Here is a 21,412-nt window from a genome sequence, read left to right as displayed (position 1 = left end):
CAGGCAAGCAGGCAGGGAGGCAGCGAACGGAAGCGTGTGCATGGGCGTACTCGTGTCTTGTTATTGTGCGGCGGGTGTCTCGACCCACCGCCAGTGAAGGCAATTTGTAAGCCAATCTTTCCATCGGGCTCCGCCTTCGCGTCCTCTCGGGCTTCCTGCCCTTCTCCCGGCTGACGGGCCGAAGGGTGTCGGCAGAAAACCGCCTATTACAGCTTCCTTTCTGGCGAGTTACCGCCACGTTTCAGAAATCGTTATTTCCCGCGCTTTATAGCGCGTGGGTAATAAACAGTAAAATATCCGCAATAAACCTAAAAAGAATTAATTATTCATATTTAATAGCTTTAAGGAATATTGTACCGCAGCCGCGACCTGCCGGTCGCCTCCCCAAAGAGGTATTCCGTGGCGCCGTCGACAAAACGGAAACGTTTGCCCAGCGGTCAGCCCACGACGATGCAGTCCTTGCCCTGGCGCTTGGCCGAGTACATCGCGGCGTCGGCCCGGCTGTAGAGGGCACCGAGTCCCTCGTCATCGGCCTGGAGGACCGTCAGGCCCTGGCTGACGGTGATCCCGAAGCTGTGCTCGCCCTCCTGGAAGCGCAGGCGTTGCACCTCGCGCTGCAGGCGTTCGCCGATCTGTCGCGCGGTCTGCTCGTCGCAGCCGGGCAGCAGCACGGCGAACTCCTCGCCGCCGATCCGCCCGAACAAGTCGCCACGGCGCAGCGCGGCACTGCCGCTCTGGGCGATACGCTGGAGGACCTGGTCGCCGACCTGGTGGCCGAAGCGGTCGTTGATCTTCTTGAAGTCATCGACGTCCAGCAGCAGGAACGCCAAAGGTATCCCTTCGCGGCGACACTCCTTGAAGGCCGCCTCGGCACTGTCGAAGAAATAGCGACGGTTGCTGCTCTGGGTCAGCACGTCGGTGGTGGCCAACCGTTGCAGCTCGCTCTCCATGTGCTTCTTGTCGGTGATGTCCTCGGCGATGCCCACCACCATCAGCGGCAGTCCCGCCTCGCCCTGGCGACTGACGAAGCACTTGTCGTTGAGCCAGCGGACCTCGCCGTCGCCGCGCACGATGCGGTATTCGCGTTGTTCCACGGCGCCACGTTCGAGCACCTGCAGCAGGCTGCTGTCGGCGTAGTCGAGGTCGTCCGGGTAGATGCTGTTGCGCCACTCCTCGTAGTCCGCCAGCAGCAGCGCCGCGGAACGGCCGAAGATTTTCTCGTAGGCGGGGCTGACGTAGACCATCCGCCGGTTCTGCCAGTCGTAGGCCCAGAGCACCGAGTTGACGCTGGCCAGCAAGGCGCTGAAGAGTTGCTCGCGCTCCTTCAGCCGGGCCACTTCGGCACGGCTGTGCAGCAAGGCCAGCGCGGCCTCCTGCGGGTCTTCGGGAATGCCGGTTAGGTCGTCCATGGATCGTCGCTCTGCTCGCGGAACGGGTTCGACCGCCAACTTAGCGCAGGGGTCGCGGCGATACAGAAATGCCCGCCGAACGGCAGGGAAAGGCTCCAGCCAGTGCGCTCGATCACAATTGCCGAGCGATGCCGTTCGTATTCGCCGGAGCCTGCACGCCCAATTGTTTCTGCGCCTCGAACAGCGAGCGCAGGAACAGGGTCAGGGTCGGTCGTTCTTCGTGTCCCTGGCGGGTAATGCAATGGAATTCCGAGTCGTAGGCCAGTTGCCGTGGCCGGATCGCCCGCATGCGCCCTTCGGCGACCCAGGTGGCGGCATAGTGCGTCGGCAGGTAGCCGATGTAGGTGCCGCTGAAGACCAGGGTAGCGATGGCCTCCATGGTGTAGGCGTCGGTTCCCTGGTTGAAGCGCAGGTCGTGCGGGCGGTGGTTTTCCGCCATGTAGCCGCGGCCGACATAGTCGGCGGCGCAGATCTCGTCCAGCGCCAGTTCGTCGTCCGCCCGGGCGAAGAAGGGGTGCGCGCTGCCGCAATAGAGGTTCTGCTCCTCGCGGAACAGGGGTTGGTAGTAGAGCCCGGACAACCGGTGGTGGAAGGCCCCCACCGCCAGTTGCAGGCGCTCTTCCAGCACCGCGTGTTCGAGTTCGTCGGGACGCCGCGTGTGCAGCTTGAGCAGCACCTCCGGGGCGCGCTGGCGAAACAGCCGGATGGCCAGCGGCAACGGCAGGCAATGCTGGCCGATGACGCCATCGACGCAGCCCAGGTGCAACGCCTCGCGATCGCGCCCGCCGAGACCGCGGACCTGCTCGCGGAAACGGGCGATGTCGCTGAACAGGCCGAGCGCGGCGTCGTAGAGCTCCTGCCCCTCCTCGGTCAACTGGAAACCGCCGTTGCCGCGCCGGCACAGGGAATAGCCCAGGCGCACCTCCAAGTCGCGCACCAGCACGCTCAGGCGCGACAGGCTGGTGTTCAGGCGCGCCTGGGCGGCAGTGAAGCCGCCGGCCTCGACGATGGCGCAGAAGGTGCGCAGCATGCGCAGGTCGATGTCGTTGAGGTTGCCCAGCATTCCCGCCCCCATGGCGTTCGGTCCGCCTTCGTTATAGCGCCAAAGCCAGGCCGGCGGAACGCCGTCAGGCGCTTCGCGCGGCCGACTCGGCAAGCAGGCAGAGCAGTTCGAACATCATGGTCGCCCCCACCAGCGCCGTGGCGCCGCCGACATCGAACGGCGGCGAGACTTCCACCACGTCGGCGCCGACCAGGTCCAGCCCGCGCAGGCCGCGGACCAGTTGCTGGGCCTGGAGGCTGGTCATGCCGCCGATCTCCGGGGTGCCGGTGCCAGGCGCGAAGGCCGGGTCGAGCACGTCGACGTCGAAACTCACATAGGTCGGCCCGTCGCCCACCACCCGCCGGGCTTCGGCCAGGGTCGCCTCGACGCCCAGTTCGACGAACTCTTCCATGTGGATCACGCGGATGCCGCACTCGCGGGCGAAAGCGTCGTCGTCCGGCGAATACACCGAGCCGCGAATGCCGATCTGCACCGTGCGCAGCGGGTCGAGCAGACCTTCCTCGATGGCCCTGCGGAATGGCGTGCCGTGGGTGTAGGGGTTGTCGCCGAAGTAGCGGTCGTTGGTATCGGAATGCGCATCGAAATGCACCATGCCCAGCGGCCGCTCGCGACCCAGGGCGCGAAAGATCGGCAGGGTCACCAGGTGGTCGCCACCGACCGACAGCGGCAGGGTACCGGCGGCATGGACCTGGCGATAGAAGCCTTCGATGCGGCGCAGCGAATCGAGCAGGTCGATGGGATTCACCGGCGCATCACCGAGGTCGCCGACCCGCACCAGGTCGTAGGGCGCGATGCGGCTGACGTGATGCACCTTGCGCATCAGGCTGGACAGGTTGCGCACCTCGCGCGGGCCATGGCGGGCACCGGCGCGGTTGGTGGTGCCGCCATCCCAGGGCACGCCGATCAGGCCGACCTGCAGCGCCGCCGGGTCGGTGAACGCCGGCAGGCGCATGAAGGTCGGGATACCGGCGAAGCGTGGAATCTCGGCGGCGTCGAGGGGCTGCGGATGGTCGTTCGACATGGGGCGTCTCCGTGTGGCGGGAAGAAAGCGCCGGGCGCCGCCCGGCGCGGTGGGTTCATTCCGGCTGGGCTCGCAGGCTGGCGGCAGGACGGGTAGCCAGGCTGACCGCGGCGAAGGTCGCCAGGCTGGCCAGCAGGCCGTAGACGATCGGCGAGTTGGCGAGCAGGCCGTCGCGGGCCATGCAGGCGATCACCGCCAGGCAACCGGCGACGATGCTGGCGATCGCCCCCTGCGGACTGGCCCGGCGCCACAGCAGCGCGCCGACGATCGGCACCAGCAGGCCGCCGACCAGCAGGTTGTAGGCGATGCTCAGGGCCGCGATGACATCGTTGACCAGGCACGCCAGGACCAGCATCGCCACGCCCATCAGCAGGGTGATGCAACGGCTCAGACGGATGTCGCTGGTGGTACCGGGGCGGAGGAAGCGCGCGTAGATGTCTTCCTGCAGCACGGTGGCCGCCGCCAACAGGCACCCGCTGGCGGTGGACATGATCGCCGACAGCGCGGCCGCCACCACCAGGCCGCGCAGGCCCGGCGCCAGTACCTCGCGGGTGATCTCGGCGTAGGCGTTCTCCGGCACCGCCAGGTCCGGCAGGAGGACCCGCGCCGCCGCGCCGATCAGCGCGCAGGCGGCGCCGTAGAGCATGCAGTAGACGCCGGCGCCAAGCCCGGCGTAGCGCACCACCGTCTCGCTGCGCGCGGTGAACACCCGCTGCCAGATGTCCTGGCCGATCAGCGCGCCGAAGAAGTACAGGAGGAAGTAGGTGAGGATGGTATCCAGGCCGATGTGGCCGAGGTCGAAGAAGCCCGCCGGCAGCACCTCCTGCATGCGCGCCAGGCCACCGGCGCCGTCGATCGACAACGGCAGCAAGACCAGGAAGATACCGACGGTCTTGATCACGAACTGGATGATGTCGGTCAGCGTAAGGGACCACATGCCGCCGATCACCGAATAGACGATGACGATCCCGCCACCGCAGAGGATCGCCGGGATCCGCGGGATGCCGAATACCACCTCGGTGACCGAGCCGATGGCGATGGTCGCGGTGACCGCCACCATCAGGTCGTAGGCGACCATGACCACCCCGCCGATCAGGCGCGAGGAGGCCTGGTAGCGCTGCTCCAGCACCTGGGTCACGGTGAACACCCGCAGGCGCGCGATCTGCCGCGAGAACACCAGGCTGAGGACGATGATCCCCAGGCCGAGCATGAACACCAGCCACAAGCCGGACAGGCCGAACTGGTAGCCGAGCTTGACCGTACCGATGGTCGACGCGCCGCCGAGCACCACCGCGGCCATGGTTCCCAGGTAGAGGCCGGGGCCGAGGCGGCGTCCGGCGACGAGGAAATCGCTCTGGCTCTTCGCCTTGCGCATTCCGTACCAGCCCAGGCCCAGCATGGCCAGGGCGTAGACCAGCATGATCAGGTAATCCAGCAACATCGCCCGCGCTCCTTTTCTTGTTGTTCTACGTGACGCCCGGCGTGGCGCCTGGGCACGCCGAAGATAGGCCGGGCGCCGCCCGGGCTGAATCCCGGATCGGGCAAGTCGACTTGCGGAGGAAGAGAAGTATCGGCGGGGCGTCGCACTGGCGACGCCGAAACGCAACGCGCCGGCAGGAGCCGGCGCGTTGCAGAGGCGGCTGACGCACCCGCGAGGGCGCGCCAGGCGTCAGGCGGGACGCAGCGAGTAGGTCTTCAGTTGCGCGGCGAACTCCTTCAGCGACTGGATACCGCTGGCTTCCGCCTCATGCACCCAGTCCTTGATCGCCGCCAGCATGTCGTGGCCGTTGGCGCTGGTCTTGGCCCAGATCTGCTGCAACGCCAGGCGCTTCTCGTAGATCACCTTCAGCGCCTGGCTGTGGGCGAGCATCGAGTCGATGCGCACGTGGTGGCGGTCCTGCAGCAGGCTGGTCTCGCGCGACAGCAGGCGCTTGGCGCGGCGGAACAGGTGGCGCACCGACTCGTCGGCCTTGGCCACTTCCTGCTTGACCAGCGGCGCGATCACCAGCTTGCGGTACTGCGCCATGATCTGGAAGCGGTTGTTGAGGATCGCCATGGCGGTGTCCATGTCCAGGCTGTGCTTGCCCTCGACCCGATGGGCGATCGGCGCGACCCGGGCGACCCTGGCCAGGCGCAGGAAGCTGAACAGCTTGATCCAGGCCCAGCCCAGGTCGAATTCCCACTTCTTCACCGACAGCTTGGCCGAGTTCGGGTAGGTGTGGTGGTTGTTGTGCAGCTCTTCGCCGCCGATGAGGATGCCCCAGGGCACCAGGTTGGTGGCAGCGTCGCGGCATTCGAAGTTGCGATAGCCGACCGCGTGGCCGAGGCCGTTGACCACGCCGGCGGCCCAGAACGGAATCCATACCATCTGCACGGCCCAGACGGTCAGGCCAAGGGCGCCGAACAGGGCCAGGTCGATGAGCGCCATCAGCACCACGCCGCCGATCGGGAAGCGCGAGTAGAGATTGCGCTCGATCCAGTCGTCCGGGCAGTTCTTGCCGTAGATGCGCAGGGTGTCCTGGTTCTTCGCCTCGGCCTTGTACAGCTCCGCGCCTGCGCGCAGGACGGTGAACAGGCCCTTGTGCACCGGGCTGTGCGGATCCTCGACGGTCTCGCACTTGGCATGGTGCTTACGGTGGATCGCGGTCCATTCGCGCGTGTTCATCCCTGTGGTCAACCACAACCAGAAACGGAAGAAGTGCTGCAGCGCGGGGTGCAGGTCGAGTGCACGGTGGGCGGAATAGCGATGCAGGTAGACGGTCACGCTGACGATGGTGATATGCGTCAGCACCAGGGTAACTGCCACCAGTTGCCACGGCGACAGGTCGAGAAAACCGTTGAACCACATAGGCGGTACTGAACCTCGGGGGGACTTGGGAGTGATGAGGGCCTTGTCTGACAAAACCTGGGGGCATTATCACCAAGCGGCTGGGGATTACCATCCGTTCTTTTAGATATGAACAGGGCCGGATGGCCATCATTTATACTGCCCGGCCAATAATTGCCCACTGAAAATCCCATGAGCCCCCGCCTGAGTGCCCTTCGCCTGAGCCTGGCTTATCTCGCAATCGCCATCGCCTGGGCGTTCCTGAGCGATCATTTGTTACAAAACCAGGTCCAGGACCACGACCAACTGGTGTTCTGGATGACCGCCAAGCGGCTGTTCTTCTTCGCCGCAACCGGCCTGCTCCTGTACCTCTACCTGGTACGCCAGTTCCGCCGCAAGGCCCAGGCCTACGACGAACTGCACGGCAGCGAGCAGCGCCTGAACCGCGCCCTGGAAGCGGTGCGCGACGGACTCTGGGACTGGGACCTGGTGACCGACCGGATGTTCGTCTCGCCGGGCTACGCCGCGCTGATCGGCCTCGCTCCGGAGGAACTCGGCGACCCCATCGAGACCTGGAAGAAGCGCCTGCACCCCGAAGAGTACGCCACCGTGCTGGAGGCCCACCGCAACCACCTGCAGGGCCTGACCGACAATCTCGACCACATCTACCGCCTGCGCCACAAGGACGGCGACTACCGCTGGATCCACTCGCGCGGCCGGGTCCTCCGCGACGCCCTGGGCAAGCCGCTGCACTACACTGGCGTGGCCCGCGACATCACCCTGCAGCGGCTCAAGGAAGACCACCTGCGCCAGGCCGCGGCGGTATTCGACAGCACCCGCGAGGGCGTTCTGGTCACCGATGCACAGGCGGTGATCGTGCACGTCAACCCTTCCTTCGAGCGCATCACCGGCTACCGCTCCGAAGACGTGCTCGGCAAGACCCCGGCGATCCTCCGCTCCGGCCGCCAGGACCAGGCGTTCTACCAGCGCCTGTGGCTGGCCCTGCGCGAGCAGGACGTCTGGAGCGGAGAAATCTGGAACCGGCGCAAGAGCGGCGAGATCTACCCGCAGTGGCTGCACATCCGCGTGGTGCGCAACGACCAGGGCCAGTTGACCCACTACGTCGGGGTGTTCTCCGACCTGAGCAGCATCAAGCGCTCGGAGAACGAGCTGGACTTCCTCGCCCACCACGACTCGCTGACCGGCCTGCCCAACCGCGTGCTGCTGCGCGAGCGCATCGAGCAGGCGCTGGAGAACGGCAAGGACCGGACGGTGGCCGGGGCCCTGCTGCTGATCGACCTCGACCACTTCAAGCACATCAACGACAGCCTCGGCCATACAACTGGCGACATGCTCCTCAAGGAGGTCAGCAAGCGCCTGCAACACCAGCTCGACGAGCGCTGCCTGCTGTCGCGACTGGGCGGCGACGAATTCGCCATCCTCGTCGAGAACGACGACCCGGAAGCCGTCGCGCGACTCTCGCAGCGCATCCTCGACGGTTTCAACGCGCCGTTCGACATCCACTGCCAGCCGATCTATATCAGCGCAAGCCTCGGTGTCAGCCTCTACCCGGAAGACGCCAGCGACGTCGACCACCTGATGCAACACGCCGACGCCGCGCTGTTCCAGGCCAAGGACAGCGGGCGTAACGCCTACGCCTTCTACACCCGCGTGCTGACCGCCCGGGCCCGCGCCCATGTCCAGGTGGAATCGGCCCTGCGCCATGCGCTGGATCACGACGAACTGCGCGTCCACTACCAGCCGGTGCACGACCTGGCCAGCGGGCGGATCGTCGGCGTCGAGTCGCTGGTGCGCTGGCAGCATCCCGAGCGCGGCCTGGTGCCGCCAGGCGAGTTCGTCCCGGTGGCGGAGGAATGCGGGCTGATCGCCGCGCTGGACAACTGGGTGCTCAAGCGTGCCTGCCGGCAGATGCGCGAGTGGCAACAGCGCGGCGTCGAGCTGGAGTTCGTCGCGGTCAACGTCTCCAGCCGGCTGTTCAACCGCGGCGGCCTGGAGGAAAGGATCGCCAATGCCCTGGAAGAGTCCGGGCTGGAGCCCCGCTACCTGGAGCTGGAAGTCACCGAAAGCGCGGTGATGGAGGACTTCGAGCAGTCCCTCAACCTGCTCTGCCGCCTGCGCATCCTCGGCGTGAACCTGGCCATCGACGACTTCGGCACCGGCTATTCCTCGCTGATGCGCCTCAAGCGGCTGCCGGTGCACAAGCTGAAGATCGACCAGGGCTTCGTCGCCGGCCTGCCCGGCGCGGTGGACGACGCCGCGATCGCCCGGGCGATCGTTGCCCTGGCGCAAAGCATGGGGCTGCGGGTGGTTGCCGAGGGCATCGAGCACCAGGACCAGGCGCTGTTCCTGCGCGAACATGGCTGCGACTTCGGCCAAGGCTACTGGTACGGACGGCCGCAACCGGCGGAAGCGCTGCGCTTCGACCTGCCGCCCGTGTCGCTGCCGGAAGACTGAGCCTGGCGGCGAAGCCGGGCCGCTTCGCCGTCTTATAACCACTTTACCTATAAAGATTCTTAAACAATATTTTTAAGAATATTGCCCACTGCTTACTATGCGCCTCACGCCGCCTCCACTTCGTCGAGCAACGCGGCACCTCGAGCCACAGGAGCAGAGACCCATGAGCGCAACCCTCAGAAGCCTGGATGGCCAGGACGAAGCCACCATCCTGCGTGAAATCCAGAGTGCCCTGCGCGGCCTGCGCTTCGGCGCCGTCGAGATCACCGTGCACAACGGCCAGGTGGTGCAGATCGAGCGCAAGGAAAAATTCCGTCTGCAGCAACCGGCCGTCAAGCAGGCCTGAAGCACACGACCCGACTGGACCACCGGAGGCGTCTCGCCATGAACATCCGTTCGATACCCCATCCGCACCGGTACTGCAGCTGTCGGCCGCGAATGCGCGCCTGACGCCCGGTGTTCCCGTCGTTCCGCCAACACCCCATTAGAACAATCGAAACAGCACACACCTAGGAGCTGCACATGTCCCTTCGTCGTTTCGCCCTGGCCGCACTCGCCAGCGCCCTGGTCTCCGGCCCGGTTGCCGCAGCCACGCAACTGCTGAACGTTTCCTACGACCCGACCCGCGAGCTGTACCAGGCCTACAACGCGGCCTTCATCAAGCACTGGAAGGCCCAGGGCGGCGAGGACCTGACCGTCCAGCAGTCCCACGGCGGCTCCGGCAAGCAGGCCCGCGCGGTGATCGACGGGCTCAAGGCCGACGTGGTGACCCTGGCCCTGGCCGGCGACATCGACGAACTGCACAAGCTCGGCAAGCTGCTGCCGGCCGACTGGCAGGCACGCCTGCCGGACAACAGCACCCCCTACACCTCGACCATCGTGTTCCTGGTGCGCAAGGGCAACCCCAAGGGAATCAAGGACTGGGGCGACCTGACCAAGGAAGGCGTGGAAGTCATCACGCCGAACCCGAAGACCTCCGGCGGCGCGCGCTGGAACTTCCTCGCCGCCTGGGCCTGGGCGAAGAAGCAGTACGGCAGCGACGAGAAGGCCAAGGACTACGTGCAGGCGCTGTACAAGCACGTACCGGTACTCGACACCGGCGCCCGCGGCTCGACCATCACCTTCGTCAACAACCAGATCGGCGACGTGCTGCTGGCCTGGGAGAACGAGGCGTTCCTGGCGAAGAAGGAACAGGGCGGGGAAAACTTCGAGATCGTCGTGCCCTCCATCTCCATCCTCGCCGAACCGCCGGTCGCGGTGGTCGACAAGGTGGTCGAGAAGAAAGGCACCCGCAAGGTCGCCGAGGCCTACCTGCAATACCTGTACAGCGAGGAAGGCCAGCGCATCGCCGCGCAGAACTTCTACCGGCCGCGCAACCAGAAGGTCGCCGCCGAGTTCGCCACGCAGTTCCCGAAACTGAACCTGGTCACCGTCGACTCCGATTTCGGCGGCTGGAAGACGGCCCAGCCGAAGTTCTTCAACGACGGGGGCATCTTCGACCAGATCTACCAGGCGCAATGATCGCGACGGCAGACCCGTCGCCCGAACCACGGCCCCTCTTCCAGACCCTCTCCCGGACGGGCGAGGGGGCTAGCAGGCCCGGTCCCGTACCGGGCCCACTGCCGGAAGGAACCGGCACCGGGAGAGCCACCAAGCGTTCCAACGCAGAGTAAGGACAGAACATGTCACGACGCATTTCCCCGGTCATACCCGGCTTCGGGCTGACCCTGGGATACACCCTGGTGTACCTCAGCCTGCTGGTCCTGATCCCGCTGGGGGCCATGTTCCTCAAGACCACCCAGCTCAGCTGGGAGCAATTCTGGGCCATCATCAGCGCGCCGCGGGTGCTCGCCGCGCTCAAGCTGAGCTTCGGCACCGCGCTCGCCGCCGCCGTGCTCAACGGCTTGATCGGCACGCTGCTGGCCTGGGTCCTGGTGCGCTACGAATTCCCCGGACGGAAGATCATCGATGCCATGATCGACCTGCCCTTCGCCCTACCCACCGCCGTCGCCGGTATCGCCCTCACCGCGCTCTATGCGCCGGCCGGCCTGGTCGGACAGTTCGCCAGCGACCTCGGCTTCAAGATCGCCTATACCCCCCTGGGGATCACCCTGGCGCTGACTTTCGTGACCCTGCCGTTCGTGGTCCGCACGGTGCAGCCGGTGCTCGCCGACATTCCCAAGGAAGTCGAGGAAGCCGCCGCCTGCCTCGGCGCCAGGCCGCTGCAGGTGTTCCGCCATATCCTCGTGCCGGCGCTGCTGCCGGCCTGGCTGACCGGTTTCGCCCTGGCCTTCGCCCGGGGCGTCGGCGAATACGGCTCGGTGATCTTCATCGCCGGCAACATGCCGATGAAGACCGAGATCCTGCCGCTGCTGATCATGGTCAAGCTGGACCAGTACGACTACACCGGCGCCACCGCCATCGGCGTGCTGATGCTGGTGGTGTCCTTCATCCTGCTGCTGCTGATCAACCTGCTGCAGCGTCGCATCGAAACCCCGTAAGGAGGGCGCCATGTCCAGTGCAAGCATTTCCGCTGCCACCGCCAGCGCCTCCCGCCGCGGCAACGCCGGCGGCCGCCTGGCTCTGATCGTCCTGGCCTGGCTGGTCTTCGCCCTGTTCCTCCTGCTGCCGCTCTACGTGGTCCTGAGCGAGGCGCTGAAGCAGGGTTTCGGCACCTTCTTCGAGGCGATCCTCGAACCCGACGCGCTGGCCGCGCTGAAGCTGACCCTGATCGCGGTGGCCATCTCGGTGCCGCTCAACCTGCTGTTCGGTGTCGCCGCCGCCTGGTGCGTGAGCAAGTTCGAGTTTCGCGGCAAGAGCATCCTGGTGACCCTGATCGACCTGCCGTTCTCGGTCTCGCCGGTGATCGCCGGCCTGATCTACGTGCTGTTGTTCGGCGCCCAGGGCTACTTCGGCGAATGGCTGAGCGACCACGACATCCAGATCGTCTTCGCGGTGCCCGGCATCGTCCTGGCGACCCTCTTCGTCACCGTGCCCTTCGTCGCCCGCGAACTGATCCCGCTGATGCAGGAGCAGGGCACCCAGGAGGAGGAAGCCGCCCGCCTGCTCGGCGCCAACGGCTGGCAGATGTTCTGGCACGTGACCCTGCCGAACATCAAGTGGGGCCTGATCTACGGCGTGGTGCTCTGCACCGCGCGGGCGATGGGCGAGTTCGGCGCGGTGTCGGTGGTTTCCGGGCATATCCGCGGTGTCACCAACACCCTGCCGCTGCACGTCGAGATCCTCTACAACGAATACAACCATGTCGCCGCCTTCAGCGTCGCCAGCCTGTTGCTGCTGATGGCGCTGGTCATCCTTCTGCTCAAGCAGTGGAGCGAATCCCGCATGTCCCGACTGAAAAGCAATGCTGACGAGGAATGAACCATGAGCATCGAAATCCGTAACGTCAGCAAGAACTTCAACGCCTTCAAGGCCCTGGACAACATCAACCTGGATATCCAGAGCGGCGAGCTGGTGGCCCTGCTCGGCCCCTCCGGGTGCGGCAAGACCACCCTGCTGCGGATCATCGCCGGGCTGGAAACCCCGGACGCCGGCAACATCGTGTTCCATGGCGAGGACGTCTCGCAGCACGACGTGCGCGACCGCAACGTCGGCTTCGTCTTCCAGCACTACGCGCTGTTCCGCCACATGACGGTGTTCGACAACGTCGCCTTCGGCCTGCGCATGAAGCCCAAGGGCGAGCGGCCGGGCGAGTCCGCGATCAAGGCCAAGGTCCACGAGCTGCTCAACATGGTGCAACTCGACTGGCTCGCCGACCGCTATCCCGAGCAGCTCTCCGGCGGCCAGCGGCAGCGTATCGCCCTGGCCCGCGCGCTAGCGGTGGAGCCGAAGATCCTGCTCCTCGACGAACCCTTCGGCGCCCTCGACGCCAAGGTACGCAAGGAGCTGCGCCGCTGGCTGGCGCGCCTGCACGAGGAGATCAACCTGACCTCGGTGTTCGTCACCCACGACCAGGAAGAAGCGATGGAAGTGGCCGACCGCATCGTGGTGATGAACAAGGGCGTGATCGAGCAGATCGGCTCGCCCGGCGAGGTCTACGAGAACCCGGCCAGCGATTTCGTCTACCACTTCCTCGGCGACTCCAACCGCCTGCAACTGGGCAACGACCAGCACCTGCTGTTCCGCCCCCACGAAGTGTCGCTGTCGCGTTCCGCGGTGGCCGAGCACCGCGCCGCCGAGGTCCGCGACATCCGTCCGCTGGGGGCGATCACCCGGGTAACGCTGAAGGTCGACGGCCAGGACGAACTGATCGAAGCCGAAGTGGTGAAGGACCACGACAGCCTGGCCGGCCTGGCCCGCGGCGAGACCCTCTACTTCAAGCCGAAGGCCTTCCAGCCGGTGGCCAATCTCTGATCCCGCGGCGGGTTCAGCCCGCCGTGCGCTCCGCCAGGCCGCGCAGTCCCGCGCGGCCCTTCGACGACACCTGCAACGCCCGCGAGCCGTCCTGCGGCCGCAACCAGCCCTGGCGCAGACAGGCCTCCAGCAACGCCGCCCCCAGCGCGCCGCCGAGGTGCGGCTTGCGTTCGCTCCAGTCGGGGCAGGCGCAGGCGAACTGCCGACGGCGGCGGCGGACCTCCGCCAGGTCGATTCCCAACCTGGCCAGCCCGGCCTCGCCGGTCGCGCTCAGGCGCAGCGTCCTGCCCTCCTGCTCGATCCAGCCGGCATCCAGCATCCGTGCGAACACACCGACCGCGAGTTCGCCGGCCAGGTGGTCGTAGCAGGTCCGCGCCTCGCGCAACGCCGACGGCGTGCCGTGGCTCGGCGGCAGGCTGCGCCGCTGCGGCTGCAGGGCCAGGGAGGCGCTGGCCAGCGCTTCCACCGCCTGTCCCACTTCCGGCCCGGCCAGGCGATAGAAGCGATTGCGCCCGCGCGCCTCCAGGCTCAGCACGCCGCCCTCGACCAGCCGTCCCAGGTGGCCGCTGGCGGAGGACGGCGAGACGCCCGCCAGCAGCGCCAGCTCGCTGGCCGGGCGGGCGCTGCCATCCATCAGTGCCCAGATCATCTGCGCGCGGCCGGGATCGGCGAGCAGCGCCGCCAGCGAACTGAAGCCGGGATTGAATTGCATGCTTCACCTCCGGATGAAACATTGCCTGTCGACGACGAGAGATACTGGCCGCCATCGCCCGTTCGCGCCAGCCCGAGACAAGGAAGAACCCGCATGTCCGTCGACCTCCACGCCCTGATCCCACTGATCGCCCTCACCTTCCTTCTCGCGGGCTTCGTCAAGGGCGTGGTCGGCCTGGGCCTGCCGACGGTCTCGGTGGGCCTGCTCGGCCTGGCCATGCCGCCGATGCAGGCGGCGGCGCTGCTGATCGTGCCGTCGATGGTGACCAACCTCTGGCAGCTCGCCTGCGGCCCGCGCTTCCTCGGCTTGATGAAGCGCCTGGCCGGCCTGCTGCTCGGGGTGATCGTGGGCACCCTGCTGGTCGGCGCATGGCTCGGCGGCGACGCACCAAGGCAGGCCACCGGCGTGCTCGGCCTGGCCCTGGCGGCCTACGCGCTGCTCGGCCTGGCCGCGATCCCGCTGCACCTGCCGGCACGCCACGAGCCCTGGGCCGGCCCGCTGGTCGGGCTGGCGACCGGCGCGCTGACCGCGGTCACCGGGATTTTCGTGATTCCCGCGGTGCCCTACCTGGGAGCCCTAGGATTGCAGCGCGACGAACTGGTCCAGGCCCTCGGCCTGTCGTTCAGCGCCTCGACCCTGGCCCTGGCGGTCACTCTCGGCGTGCATGGCGACCTGCTCGAACCGCAGATGCTCGGCGCCTCGCTGCTGACCCTGGTCCCGGCGCTGGGCGGGATGCTCCTCGGCCAGTGGCTGCGCCAGCGGATCAGCGCGACGCTGTTCAGGCGCTGCTTCTTCGTCGGTCTCCTGCTGCTCGGCGCCGACCTCGCCTGGCGCGGTTTCCACTGACGCCAGGGACGCATTGCGCACCCGCCAGGGCGGGCCTGCGGCCTTCGCGGGACTTCCGACGAACGGCACAAGTCGCTATCATCCGCCGCCGCGCGACCCCCACCGGGCGCGCGGCACCGGGCGGAACACGCCCGTCCGGCACGGAACGCCACCTATCGCAAGGAGCACACGATGAAGACCCGTCTTTCCCTTTCCGCCCTGGCCCTCGCCTGCGCCACCCTGGCCGGCTGCCAGAACCTGCCCCAGGGGGACCTCATGCAGCACGGCATGATGGCGGTGAAGGCTGCAACCCTGAGCGACGCCGAGGTCCGCCAGGTCGCCGACCAGGCCTGCGCCGAGTCCGACCAGCAAAACCGCATCGCCCCGGCCAACAGCAAGTACGGCCAGCGCCTGGACAAGATCGCCAAGGCCCTGGGCGACCAGATCGACGGCGTGCCGGTGAACTACAAGGTCTACCTCACCGAGGAGGTCAACGCCTGGGCCATGGCCAACGGCTGCATCCGCGTCTACAGCGGGCTGATGGAGCTGATGAGCGACAACGAGATCGAAGGCGTACTCGGCCACGAGATGGGCCACGTCGCCCTCGGCCACACCCGCAAGGCCGCCCAGACCGCCTACGCGGCCGCCGCGGTGCGCGGCGCCGCCGGCGCCTCGAAGAGCGGCGCGCTGGCCGCCCTGTCCGGCTCCCAGCTGGGCGAACTCACCGAATCGCTGGTCAACGCGCAGTTCTCCCAGTCCCAGGAATCCGACGCCGACGATTTCTCCTACGAGCTACTGAAGAAGCGCGGAGTGAACACCCAGGGCCTGGTCACCGCCTTCGAGAAGCTGGCCAAGCTGGGCGGCGGCGACAGCAGCATGTTCGATTCGCACCCGGGCTCCCAGGCCCGCGCCGATCACATCCGCCAGCGCATCGCTGCGGATCGCAAGTAACGCTCCCACCCCGGTCTCCCGCGCTCGCGGGAGACCGCCTCACGCCGCCCGCTTGTGCTCGCGAATGCAGGTCGGGCCGGCGCGCTCCTCGACCTCGCGCTGCACGTCGCCGCGCAGCCCCAGCAGAAAGGCCAGTTCCGCCAGCACGAAGAGCGGACCGACGATCAACCCGCTGAGATCGTCGACGAAGGCCGGCTTGCGCCCTTCGTAGTAATGACCGACGAACTGGATGATCCAGCCGACCACGAACAGGCCGACGCCCCAGCCCAGCCAGGCCGCGGTAGTCCCCGCCGCCAATTGCGCAGCGCCCCACACCGTCAGCGCCAGCAGCGCCGTCATGGCCACGCCGAAGCGCAGGTCCAGGCGCAGGTAGAACAGCGCCGCGGCGAGCGCCAGCAGCAGCGCCGGAGACAGGCCGAACCCCAGCGCCGGCCGCGCCAGCAACACGGCGATGGAGAGGACGATCATCGGAATGCCGATGAAATGGCTGAAGATGTTGCGCCGGTCGCGGTGGTAGGCGGCGTATTGCGCAAGGTGATCGACTAGGGTTTTCATTGTTGTGGTCTCACGCCAGGGTTCTCGCATCATCGCGCCGCCCCGGTTTTCCACTCTGTCAGCTAGACGACAAACATGAACGAGCGTACCGACTACCGTTCGCAACTCCAGGCCGGCCGCTGGTTCCAGGGTTTGCCGGAGGCCTTGCAGACGCACCTGCTGGCACTCGCCCAACCGCGCCAGTTGCCGCCGGGCCAGCGCCTGTTCGCCCGCGGCGACGCGCCCTGCGGACTGTACTGCGTGGTCGAGGGCGCGATCCGTATCAGCGCGGTCAGCGAGAACGGCAAGGAGGCGCTGCTGATCCTGGTGGAAGCGCCGCACTGGTTCGGCGAGATCGCCCTGTTCGACGGCCAGGCGCGCACCCACGACGCCTACGCCGAAGGCCACACCCAGCTACTCCAGGTGCCGCAGGCGGCGCTGCTCGAACTGCTTCGCCGCGAGCCGCACTACTGGCGCGACGTGGCCCTGCTGATGAGCCACAAGCTGCGCCTGGCATTCATCGCCCTGGAAGAGATGGCCCTGCTGCCGGCCGCACAACGCCTGGCGCGGCGCCTGCTGATGCTCGCCGAGGGCTACGACAACAGCCGCAGCCGGCAGGTCCTGCACCTGCCGCAGGAGCAGTTGGCATTGATGCTGTCGCTGTCGCGGCAGACCACCAACCAGATCCTCAAGGACCTCGAAGCCCAGGGCATCCTCCAGCTCAGCTACGGCGGCATCGAGATTCTCGACCTCGCCGGCCTGCGCGCGGCCACCCACGGCTGAGCGCGAATCACACTTTCGAACGCTTGCAGGCGCGCCATGGCCGGCTACCGTGTGCAGGGCACCTGCCCTCGGTGCGGATATCCATAACGACAACAACAGGATCTCCCCATGCTCCGTCCCGCGCTTCCCGCTGTCCTCTGTCTTTACTGCCTGCTGCTGGTGCTGCCGGCGCGCGCCGCCCTCGACGACCAGCAACGCGCCCTGCAACAACTGCAGGTCCAGGCCTGTCGCGCGGTGGGCAGCCTGTTGTTGCTGCGCGGCGAGGGTTTCCAGGAACAGCACGCGGCGCAACTGGAGAAGGACCTCGCCAGCCTCGACCGCGCGCTCGCCGCCGCCCCCGAGGGGGTGCTCCTGCGGCAAGACGAAAAGACGCTGGTGGCGCGCATCCGTGAAGGCGCGGCCTACGGCCCCCGCGAAGAGGACCTGCCCTGGCGCTACCCGCAGCAACTGAGCCGCGCCCTGCGTGACTTCCTCAACCTGGTGGAACGCCAGGTGCCACCGCCCCCGCCAGGCCAGCCCCTGCCGCTCTGGCAGTTGCCGGTGCGGGTCGAGTACCTGTCCCTGCAATACCTGGCGCGCGCCTACCTGGGCGGGCTGGAGACTGCCCGCGAGCAGCCCCGGGACTATCTCGGCCAGGACGAGAGCGTGCTGGTCCCGCTGATCGACCGGCGCATCGCCCTGCTGGTGGCGCAAAGCGCCAACCCGGCGGGACTGAAGAAACTGGAAAACCGCTGGGAGTACCTGAGCCAGGCCCTGCGCGACCTGAACAGCAAGAGCAGCGCGCTGGTCAGCGCTTCCGGCAGGCCCTGGGCGCCGATCATCGTCGACCGCCACGCGCGGGCCCTGAGCGAAAGCCTGATGCGCTTGAGTGCGGAGTGAGGCCACGCGCCGCACGGGGCGGATAACCTCGCGACTCGCAACGTTGCGCCAGCGTCCGCCCCGACTCCCTGGCCAGCGCATTTTTTCGAATCCGCCCTGCGGATTTTGATTTGCCGCCACGCCCTGGCGCAGGCGCAATGGTGCTCCCGAAAGGAGATCGCCATGCCCACTGCCAACCCACCCGGCCGCACCCTCTGGCTGATGGCCGCCATCGTCCTGGTCGGCCTCAACCTGCGGCCCTCCATGGCCGCCGTCGGCCCACTGCTGAACGCCATGCGCGGCGAGATCGCGCTCAGCTTCGGCGACGTCTCGCTGCTGACCGCCCTGCCGGTGCTGACCCTCGGCCTCGGCATGTTCTTCGGCCTGGGCATCGCCCGCCGCGTCGGCGAGTGGCGTTCGGTGGCCCTCGCCCTGCTGCTGATCGGCGCCGCCAGCGCCCTGCGCCTGGGCAGCCGAGGCCTGCCCGACCTGCTCGGCAGCGCCATGCTCGCCGGTCTCGGCATCGCCCTGATCCAGGCGCTGATGCCGGCCCTGATCAAGGCCCGTTTCGGCGCGCGCACGCCGCTCTGCATGGGGCTCTACGTCACCGCCATCATGGCTGGCGCGGCGCTGTCCGCCAGCGCCGCGCCGACCCTGGCGGAGCACGCCGGCTGGCGGCTCGGCCTCGGTGCCTGGGCGGCGCTCGCCGCGCTCGCGCTGCTGGCCTGGTGGCTGCAACCCGGCACCCGCCTGCGCCTGCCCGACGCGCAGCCGGGCAGGAGCCTCCTGCGCTATCCGCGGACCTGGCTGCTGGTCCTGTTCTTCGGCCTCGGCACGGCCTGCTACACCTGCGTGCTGGCCTGGCTCGCGCCCTATTACCTGGAGCAGGGCTGGAGCGCCCAGGAATCCGGGCTGCTGCTCGGTTTCCTGACGGCCATGGAGGTGCTCTCCGGGTTGCTCGCGCCGGCCCTGGCCAGCCGCTCGCGGGATCGCCGCCCGGTGCTGGTCGGGCTAACGGCGCTGATGCTGGCCGGCTTCCTCGGCCTCGCCTGGGCGCCGGCCAGCCTGCCGCTGCTCTGGGCGCTGTGTCTGGGACTGGGCATCGGCGGGCTGTTCCCCATGGGCTTGATCGTCTGCCTCGACCACTTCGACGCGCCGCAACGCGCCGGTCAACTGGCTGCCCTGGTACAAGGCGCCGGCTACCTGATCGCCGGGGTCTCGCCATGGATCGCCGGGCTGCTGCGCGACAGCCTCGGCAGCTTCACCGGCGCCTGGCTCGGGCTGGCCACGGTGGCGGCGCTGCTGCTGGGACTGGGCCTGCGCTTCGACCCGCGGCGCTATGCGGCACTGTTCGCCGAGCGGCAGGCGCGAGGTGTCGGCGCCGAAAGCTTGCGCTGAGGAAAGGGACGGGTTCTGATGGCGCTCCCGACGCCGTCAGGACGCCCCGATGCTGATCGCCAACGGCCTGCGCAAGGTCGACATGCAGGACCTGCTGGTCTTCCTCCAGGTCCACCAACGACAGAACCTCGTCGAGGTCGCCGAACACCTGAACCTCAGTCCGTCGACGGTCAGCTACTGCCTGAAGAAGCTGCGCCAGGCCTTCGACGACGAGCTGTTCATCGCCACCCGCGGCGGCATGCAGCCGACCCATAAGAGTCGCGCCATGCTGCCCCACGTGGAGGAAATGCTCGCCCGCATCAACGCCTGTCACGCCGCCCAGGGCAGCTTCGACCCGCGTGGCGAGCCGCGGACCTTTACCCTCTGCGCGCCGGAATACGTCGAGCTGCTGATCCTTCCGGCACTCCTGCGACGGCTCGCCGCCAACGGCCCGAGGATCGGCCTGGACATCCGCCGCCTGGGTCCCGAACTGCCCACCGAAGCATTGCTCGACGGCCAGGTCGACCTGGTCTTCGACTTCGGTCCCGAGTACCACCGACCGGCACCGGAGCTACAGGCGCTCGCCCTGTTCAGCGACGAGCTGCTCTGCGTACAGGATCGTGCCCAGCCGCGCCACGAGCGCCTGGAACTGGACGAGTTCTGCAGGCGCCGCTTCGTCTTCCCGACCCCGCTCGACGCCAGCAACGCCAACCTGGTGGACACGTGGCTGCGACGCCAGGGCCGCAGCCGCGAGGTCGCCGCGCGCGCCAACAGCTACGTCGCCGCCCTGCAACTGCTGTCGGGCAGCGACTTCGTGCTGATGCTGCCACGGCGTATCCATGCACTGCTCGACGATGGCCGCCATCACGCCTGCCTCGCACCGCCCGGGCTGCCGCCGTTCGCCCTGCACCTGTCATGGAGCCGCGCCGCCGACCAGGACCCGGCGAACCTCTGGCTGCGCGAGCAGGTGCTGATCGTCTGCGCCGAGCTGGGTTTGCTCTAGCCTGCGTCATCCTGCACTTCGAGGCTCGCCGCCAGGGAGCGCCAGAGCACTTCGGCGAATACCTGCTGGATGCCGCCGGCCAGGTAGTCGAACATCTGCTGCGCTTCCCGCCACTGGCTGCACACCAGCCAGAGATCCGGCTCGAGGGCGTCCCTGCGCACCTGGTACTCCAAGCAACCCGGCGCCTCCAGCCCCGGTTCGACCAGTTGTTGCAGGCGCAGGCCAAGCCGTTCCGACTGACCGTTGCGCGCGCGAATACGGATGACCTGGCTGGCGCTCATGACGGACGCTCCTCCGGGCGAACGAGCGACGCCTCAGTGGGCGCCGCGCTCCAGTGGCTTGAGGATCGGGTCGCCCTCCTTGAGCAACTCCCAGACCAGCAACTTGGCCGGCTTCATCGGATCGGGATTGCGTGCCAGCAGGTGCGGCACGTTCGCCGGCTCGTACCAGCTCTGGCCCACCGTGTAGGTCTCCACCGGGCCGCCTTCCAGTTGCGTCTGCACGGTGCCTTCGAGCACGTAGACGAACACCGAGCCGGGATGCACATGGGGCGCGGAGACCTGGCCGGGCTTGAACGACACCGTCAGCATCAACCCACGATGGCCGGGAAACTCGGCCAGGGCCTGGTCGCGCAGGGTTTCCACCTTCTCCGCAACATGGGCGCTGGCCAGCGTCGGCAGCGCGGCGAGCAGCAGGCAGGCGATCGATCGATTGGCCTTCATCGCCGTCCACCTCATTCCGGTTGCATGCCCATGCCGACGCCGAAGCGGTTCCAGGCGTTGATGGCCGAGACCGCCAGGGTCAGTTCGGCGATCTCCTTGTCGTCGAAGTGCTCGCGCAGTTCGTCGAGCAGGCCGTGCGGCAACGCCCCCTGGCTGAGGCGGGCGAGTTGCTCGGTCCAGGCCAGGGCAGCGCGCTCGCGCGGGGTGAAGTAGGGGGTTTCCTGCCAGAAGCAGAGCGCTTGCAGACGCTGCTCGGTCTCGCCGGCCTTGCGCGCGTCGTTGGCATGCATGTTCACGCAGTAGGCGCAACCGTTGATCTGCGAAGTGCGCAGGTAGACCAGTTCGATCAACGGGCGCTCCAGGCCGGCCTTGGCCAGGGCCTTTTCCAGGCCGAGCATGGCGGCATAGGCGTCGGGGGAGGCTTTGGCCCATTCGAGGCGGGTGGTCATGGCGAATCTCCTTGGCTGATTGGCAGCCG

22 protein-coding genes are annotated in these 21,412 nt (G+C 67.6%); 12 read left to right on the top strand and 10 right to left on the bottom strand.

Annotation, left to right across the window (positions count from 1 at the left end):
- Positions 1-437: 437 nt before the first annotated feature.
- The 5 genes from ACTJJX_RS12975 to desA form a co-directional block, all read right to left on the bottom strand.
- Positions 438-1,409, bottom strand: coding sequence for a GGDEF domain-containing protein (locus ACTJJX_RS12975; RefSeq protein WP_003104500.1), 972 nt, complete (start codon positions 1,407-1,409; stop codon positions 438-440).
- 112 nt (positions 1,410-1,521) lie between these two features.
- Positions 1,522-2,484: a LysR family transcriptional regulator gene (locus tag ACTJJX_RS12970; protein WP_016852348.1), complete on the bottom strand. Its 963-nt coding sequence runs from the start codon at positions 2,482-2,484 to the stop codon at positions 1,522-1,524.
- 52 nt (positions 2,485-2,536) lie between these two features.
- The gene (speB, locus tag ACTJJX_RS12965) at positions 2,537-3,493 is read right to left on the bottom strand and encodes an agmatinase (RefSeq protein ID WP_003104498.1); all 957 of its coding nucleotides are present in this window, start codon (positions 3,491-3,493) and stop codon (positions 2,537-2,539) included.
- A 55-nt stretch (positions 3,494-3,548) separates the two neighbouring features.
- Positions 3,549-4,934, bottom strand: a complete 1,386-nt coding sequence (locus tag ACTJJX_RS12960) for a sodium:solute symporter (RefSeq protein ID WP_023082624.1) — start codon at positions 4,932-4,934, stop codon at positions 3,549-3,551.
- Positions 4,935-5,162: 228 nt separating this feature from the next.
- Entirely contained in the window at positions 5,163-6,341 is a 1,179-nt protein-coding gene (gene desA, locus ACTJJX_RS12955) for a delta-9 fatty acid desaturase DesA (protein WP_003104496.1), read from the bottom strand.
- Between the two features lie 171 nt (positions 6,342-6,512).
- On the opposite strand from desA, the gene ACTJJX_RS12950 reads away from it, so the two are divergent.
- The 6 genes from ACTJJX_RS12950 (at position 6,513) to ACTJJX_RS12925 (ending at position 13,169) form a co-directional block, all read left to right on the top strand.
- Complete coding sequence (locus tag ACTJJX_RS12950) at positions 6,513-8,795, top strand: putative bifunctional diguanylate cyclase/phosphodiesterase (RefSeq protein WP_003118137.1); 2,283 nt, start codon at positions 6,513-6,515, stop codon at positions 8,793-8,795.
- A gap of 163 nt (positions 8,796-8,958) precedes the next feature.
- On the top strand, positions 8,959-9,141 hold the full coding sequence (oscA, locus tag ACTJJX_RS12945; protein ID WP_003084246.1) for a sulfur starvation response protein OscA: 183 nt from the start codon (positions 8,959-8,961) through the stop codon (positions 9,139-9,141).
- 176 nt (positions 9,142-9,317) lie between these two features.
- Entirely contained in the window at positions 9,318-10,316 is a 999-nt protein-coding gene (locus ACTJJX_RS12940) for a sulfate ABC transporter substrate-binding protein (RefSeq protein WP_003084243.1), read from the top strand.
- A gap of 161 nt (positions 10,317-10,477) precedes the next feature.
- Entirely contained in the window at positions 10,478-11,296 is an 819-nt protein-coding gene (gene cysT / locus ACTJJX_RS12935) for a sulfate ABC transporter permease subunit CysT (RefSeq protein WP_003084241.1), read from the top strand.
- 10 nt (positions 11,297-11,306) lie between these two features.
- Positions 11,307-12,176 (top strand): sulfate ABC transporter permease subunit CysW, encoded by an 870-nt coding sequence (gene cysW / locus ACTJJX_RS12930; protein ID WP_003084239.1) that lies wholly within the window; start codon positions 11,307-11,309, stop codon positions 12,174-12,176.
- Between the two features lie 3 nt (positions 12,177-12,179).
- On the top strand, positions 12,180-13,169 hold the full coding sequence (locus ACTJJX_RS12925; protein ID WP_003104490.1) for a sulfate/molybdate ABC transporter ATP-binding protein: 990 nt from the start codon (positions 12,180-12,182) through the stop codon (positions 13,167-13,169).
- A 13-nt stretch (positions 13,170-13,182) separates the two neighbouring features.
- Here the strand turns inward: ACTJJX_RS12925 and ACTJJX_RS12920 are convergent, their stop codons facing one another.
- Positions 13,183-13,881, bottom strand: a complete 699-nt coding sequence (locus ACTJJX_RS12920) for an ArsR/SmtB family transcription factor (RefSeq protein WP_003104488.1) — start codon at positions 13,879-13,881, stop codon at positions 13,183-13,185.
- 93 nt (positions 13,882-13,974) lie between these two features.
- Between ACTJJX_RS12920 and ACTJJX_RS12915 the strand changes: the two genes are divergently transcribed.
- On the top strand, positions 13,975-14,727 hold the full coding sequence (locus ACTJJX_RS12915) for a sulfite exporter TauE/SafE family protein (RefSeq protein WP_003459202.1): 753 nt from the start codon (positions 13,975-13,977) through the stop codon (positions 14,725-14,727).
- Positions 14,728-14,898: 171 nt separating this feature from the next.
- Positions 14,899-15,657: a M48 family metallopeptidase gene (locus ACTJJX_RS12910; protein ID WP_003084230.1), complete on the top strand. Its 759-nt coding sequence runs from the start codon at positions 14,899-14,901 to the stop codon at positions 15,655-15,657.
- Positions 15,658-15,696: 39 nt separating this feature from the next.
- Here ACTJJX_RS12910 and ACTJJX_RS12905 read toward each other — a convergent pair whose 3' ends face one another.
- The gene (locus ACTJJX_RS12905) at positions 15,697-16,212 is read right to left on the bottom strand and encodes an Mpo1 family 2-hydroxy fatty acid dioxygenase (protein ID WP_003107722.1); all 516 of its coding nucleotides are present in this window, start codon (positions 16,210-16,212) and stop codon (positions 15,697-15,699) included.
- Between the two features lie 75 nt (positions 16,213-16,287).
- Here ACTJJX_RS12905 and ACTJJX_RS12900 point away from each other — a divergent pair, with 75 nt between their 5' ends.
- From ACTJJX_RS12900 to ACTJJX_RS12885, 4 genes are all read left to right on the top strand, one after another.
- Positions 16,288-16,974, top strand: coding sequence for a Crp/Fnr family transcriptional regulator (locus tag ACTJJX_RS12900; RefSeq protein WP_003107720.1), 687 nt, complete (start codon positions 16,288-16,290; stop codon positions 16,972-16,974).
- A gap of 108 nt (positions 16,975-17,082) precedes the next feature.
- Entirely contained in the window at positions 17,083-17,853 is a 771-nt protein-coding gene (locus ACTJJX_RS12895; protein WP_003107718.1) for a hypothetical protein, read from the top strand.
- Positions 17,854-18,015: 162 nt separating this feature from the next.
- On the top strand, positions 18,016-19,230 hold the full coding sequence (locus ACTJJX_RS12890; RefSeq protein WP_016252871.1) for a CynX/NimT family MFS transporter: 1,215 nt from the start codon (positions 18,016-18,018) through the stop codon (positions 19,228-19,230).
- Positions 19,231-19,279: 49 nt separating this feature from the next.
- Positions 19,280-20,212 (top strand): LysR family transcriptional regulator, encoded by a 933-nt coding sequence (locus ACTJJX_RS12885; protein WP_003106255.1) that lies wholly within the window; start codon positions 19,280-19,282, stop codon positions 20,210-20,212.
- Here ACTJJX_RS12885 and ACTJJX_RS12880 read toward each other — a convergent pair.
- The 3 genes from ACTJJX_RS12880 to ACTJJX_RS12870 are packed head-to-tail and all read right to left on the bottom strand — an operon-like array spanning position 20,209 to position 21,383.
- A complete protein-coding gene (locus ACTJJX_RS12880) occupies positions 20,209-20,493 on the bottom strand; it encodes an antibiotic biosynthesis monooxygenase family protein (protein ID WP_003106257.1) in 285 nt (94 codons plus the stop codon). The genes ACTJJX_RS12885 and ACTJJX_RS12880 overlap by 4 nt on opposite strands.
- 33 nt (positions 20,494-20,526) lie before the next feature.
- Positions 20,527-20,934: a cupin domain-containing protein gene (locus tag ACTJJX_RS12875; RefSeq protein ID WP_016852347.1), complete on the bottom strand. Its 408-nt coding sequence runs from the start codon at positions 20,932-20,934 to the stop codon at positions 20,527-20,529.
- Between the two features lie 11 nt (positions 20,935-20,945).
- On the bottom strand, positions 20,946-21,383 hold the full coding sequence (locus ACTJJX_RS12870; protein WP_016852346.1) for a carboxymuconolactone decarboxylase family protein: 438 nt from the start codon (positions 21,381-21,383) through the stop codon (positions 20,946-20,948).
- Between the last annotated feature and the right edge of the window lie 29 nt (positions 21,384-21,412).

The sequence above is a fragment of the Pseudomonas sp. 22490 genome (genome assembly GCF_052044465.1).
GTDB lineage: Bacteria > Pseudomonadota > Gammaproteobacteria > Pseudomonadales > Pseudomonadaceae > Pseudomonas > Pseudomonas aeruginosa.
This window is presented reverse-complemented; position numbering and strand designations above follow the sequence as displayed.

What these genes read in the sequence shown, in the direction of transcription:
- ACTJJX_RS12895 (WP_003107718.1), top strand. Translation starts at nt 17,083, where the DNA reads ATGCTCCGTCCCGCGCTTCCCGCTGTCCTCTGTCTTTACTGCCTGCTG.
- ACTJJX_RS12915 (WP_003459202.1), top strand. Translation starts at nt 13,975, where the DNA reads ATGTCCGTCGACCTCCACGCCCTGATCCCACTGATCGCCCTCACCTTC.
- ACTJJX_RS12870 (WP_016852346.1), bottom strand. Translation starts at nt 21,383, where the DNA reads ATGACCACCCGCCTCGAATGGGCCAAAGCCTCCCCCGACGCCTATGCC.
- ACTJJX_RS12960 (WP_023082624.1), bottom strand. Translation starts at nt 4,934, where the DNA reads ATGTTGCTGGATTACCTGATCATGCTGGTCTACGCCCTGGCCATGCTG.
- ACTJJX_RS12885 (WP_003106255.1), top strand. Translation starts at nt 19,280, where the DNA reads ATGCTGATCGCCAACGGCCTGCGCAAGGTCGACATGCAGGACCTGCTG.
- ACTJJX_RS12925 (WP_003104490.1), top strand. Translation starts at nt 12,180, where the DNA reads ATGAGCATCGAAATCCGTAACGTCAGCAAGAACTTCAACGCCTTCAAG.
- speB (WP_003104498.1), bottom strand. Translation starts at nt 3,493, where the DNA reads ATGTCGAACGACCATCCGCAGCCCCTCGACGCCGCCGAGATTCCACGC.
- ACTJJX_RS12950 (WP_003118137.1), top strand. Translation starts at nt 6,513, where the DNA reads ATGAGCCCCCGCCTGAGTGCCCTTCGCCTGAGCCTGGCTTATCTCGCA.
- ACTJJX_RS12905 (WP_003107722.1), bottom strand. Translation starts at nt 16,212, where the DNA reads ATGAAAACCCTAGTCGATCACCTTGCGCAATACGCCGCCTACCACCGC.
- cysT (WP_003084241.1), top strand. Translation starts at nt 10,478, where the DNA reads ATGTCACGACGCATTTCCCCGGTCATACCCGGCTTCGGGCTGACCCTG.
- ACTJJX_RS12890 (WP_016252871.1), top strand. Translation starts at nt 18,016, where the DNA reads ATGCCCACTGCCAACCCACCCGGCCGCACCCTCTGGCTGATGGCCGCC.
- ACTJJX_RS12970 (WP_016852348.1), bottom strand. Translation starts at nt 2,484, where the DNA reads ATGGGGGCGGGAATGCTGGGCAACCTCAACGACATCGACCTGCGCATG.
- ACTJJX_RS12875 (WP_016852347.1), bottom strand. Translation starts at nt 20,934, where the DNA reads ATGAAGGCCAATCGATCGATCGCCTGCCTGCTGCTCGCCGCGCTGCCG.
- ACTJJX_RS12975 (WP_003104500.1), bottom strand. Translation starts at nt 1,409, where the DNA reads ATGGACGACCTAACCGGCATTCCCGAAGACCCGCAGGAGGCCGCGCTG.
- ACTJJX_RS12880 (WP_003106257.1), bottom strand. Translation starts at nt 20,493, where the DNA reads ATGAGCGCCAGCCAGGTCATCCGTATTCGCGCGCGCAACGGTCAGTCG.
- ACTJJX_RS12900 (WP_003107720.1), top strand. Translation starts at nt 16,288, where the DNA reads ATGAACGAGCGTACCGACTACCGTTCGCAACTCCAGGCCGGCCGCTGG.
- ACTJJX_RS12910 (WP_003084230.1), top strand. Translation starts at nt 14,899, where the DNA reads ATGAAGACCCGTCTTTCCCTTTCCGCCCTGGCCCTCGCCTGCGCCACC.
- ACTJJX_RS12920 (WP_003104488.1), bottom strand. Translation starts at nt 13,881, where the DNA reads ATGCAATTCAATCCCGGCTTCAGTTCGCTGGCGGCGCTGCTCGCCGAT.
- cysW (WP_003084239.1), top strand. Translation starts at nt 11,307, where the DNA reads ATGTCCAGTGCAAGCATTTCCGCTGCCACCGCCAGCGCCTCCCGCCGC.
- desA (WP_003104496.1), bottom strand. Translation starts at nt 6,341, where the DNA reads ATGTGGTTCAACGGTTTTCTCGACCTGTCGCCGTGGCAACTGGTGGCA.
- ACTJJX_RS12940 (WP_003084243.1), top strand. Translation starts at nt 9,318, where the DNA reads ATGTCCCTTCGTCGTTTCGCCCTGGCCGCACTCGCCAGCGCCCTGGTC.
- oscA (WP_003084246.1), top strand. Translation starts at nt 8,959, where the DNA reads ATGAGCGCAACCCTCAGAAGCCTGGATGGCCAGGACGAAGCCACCATC.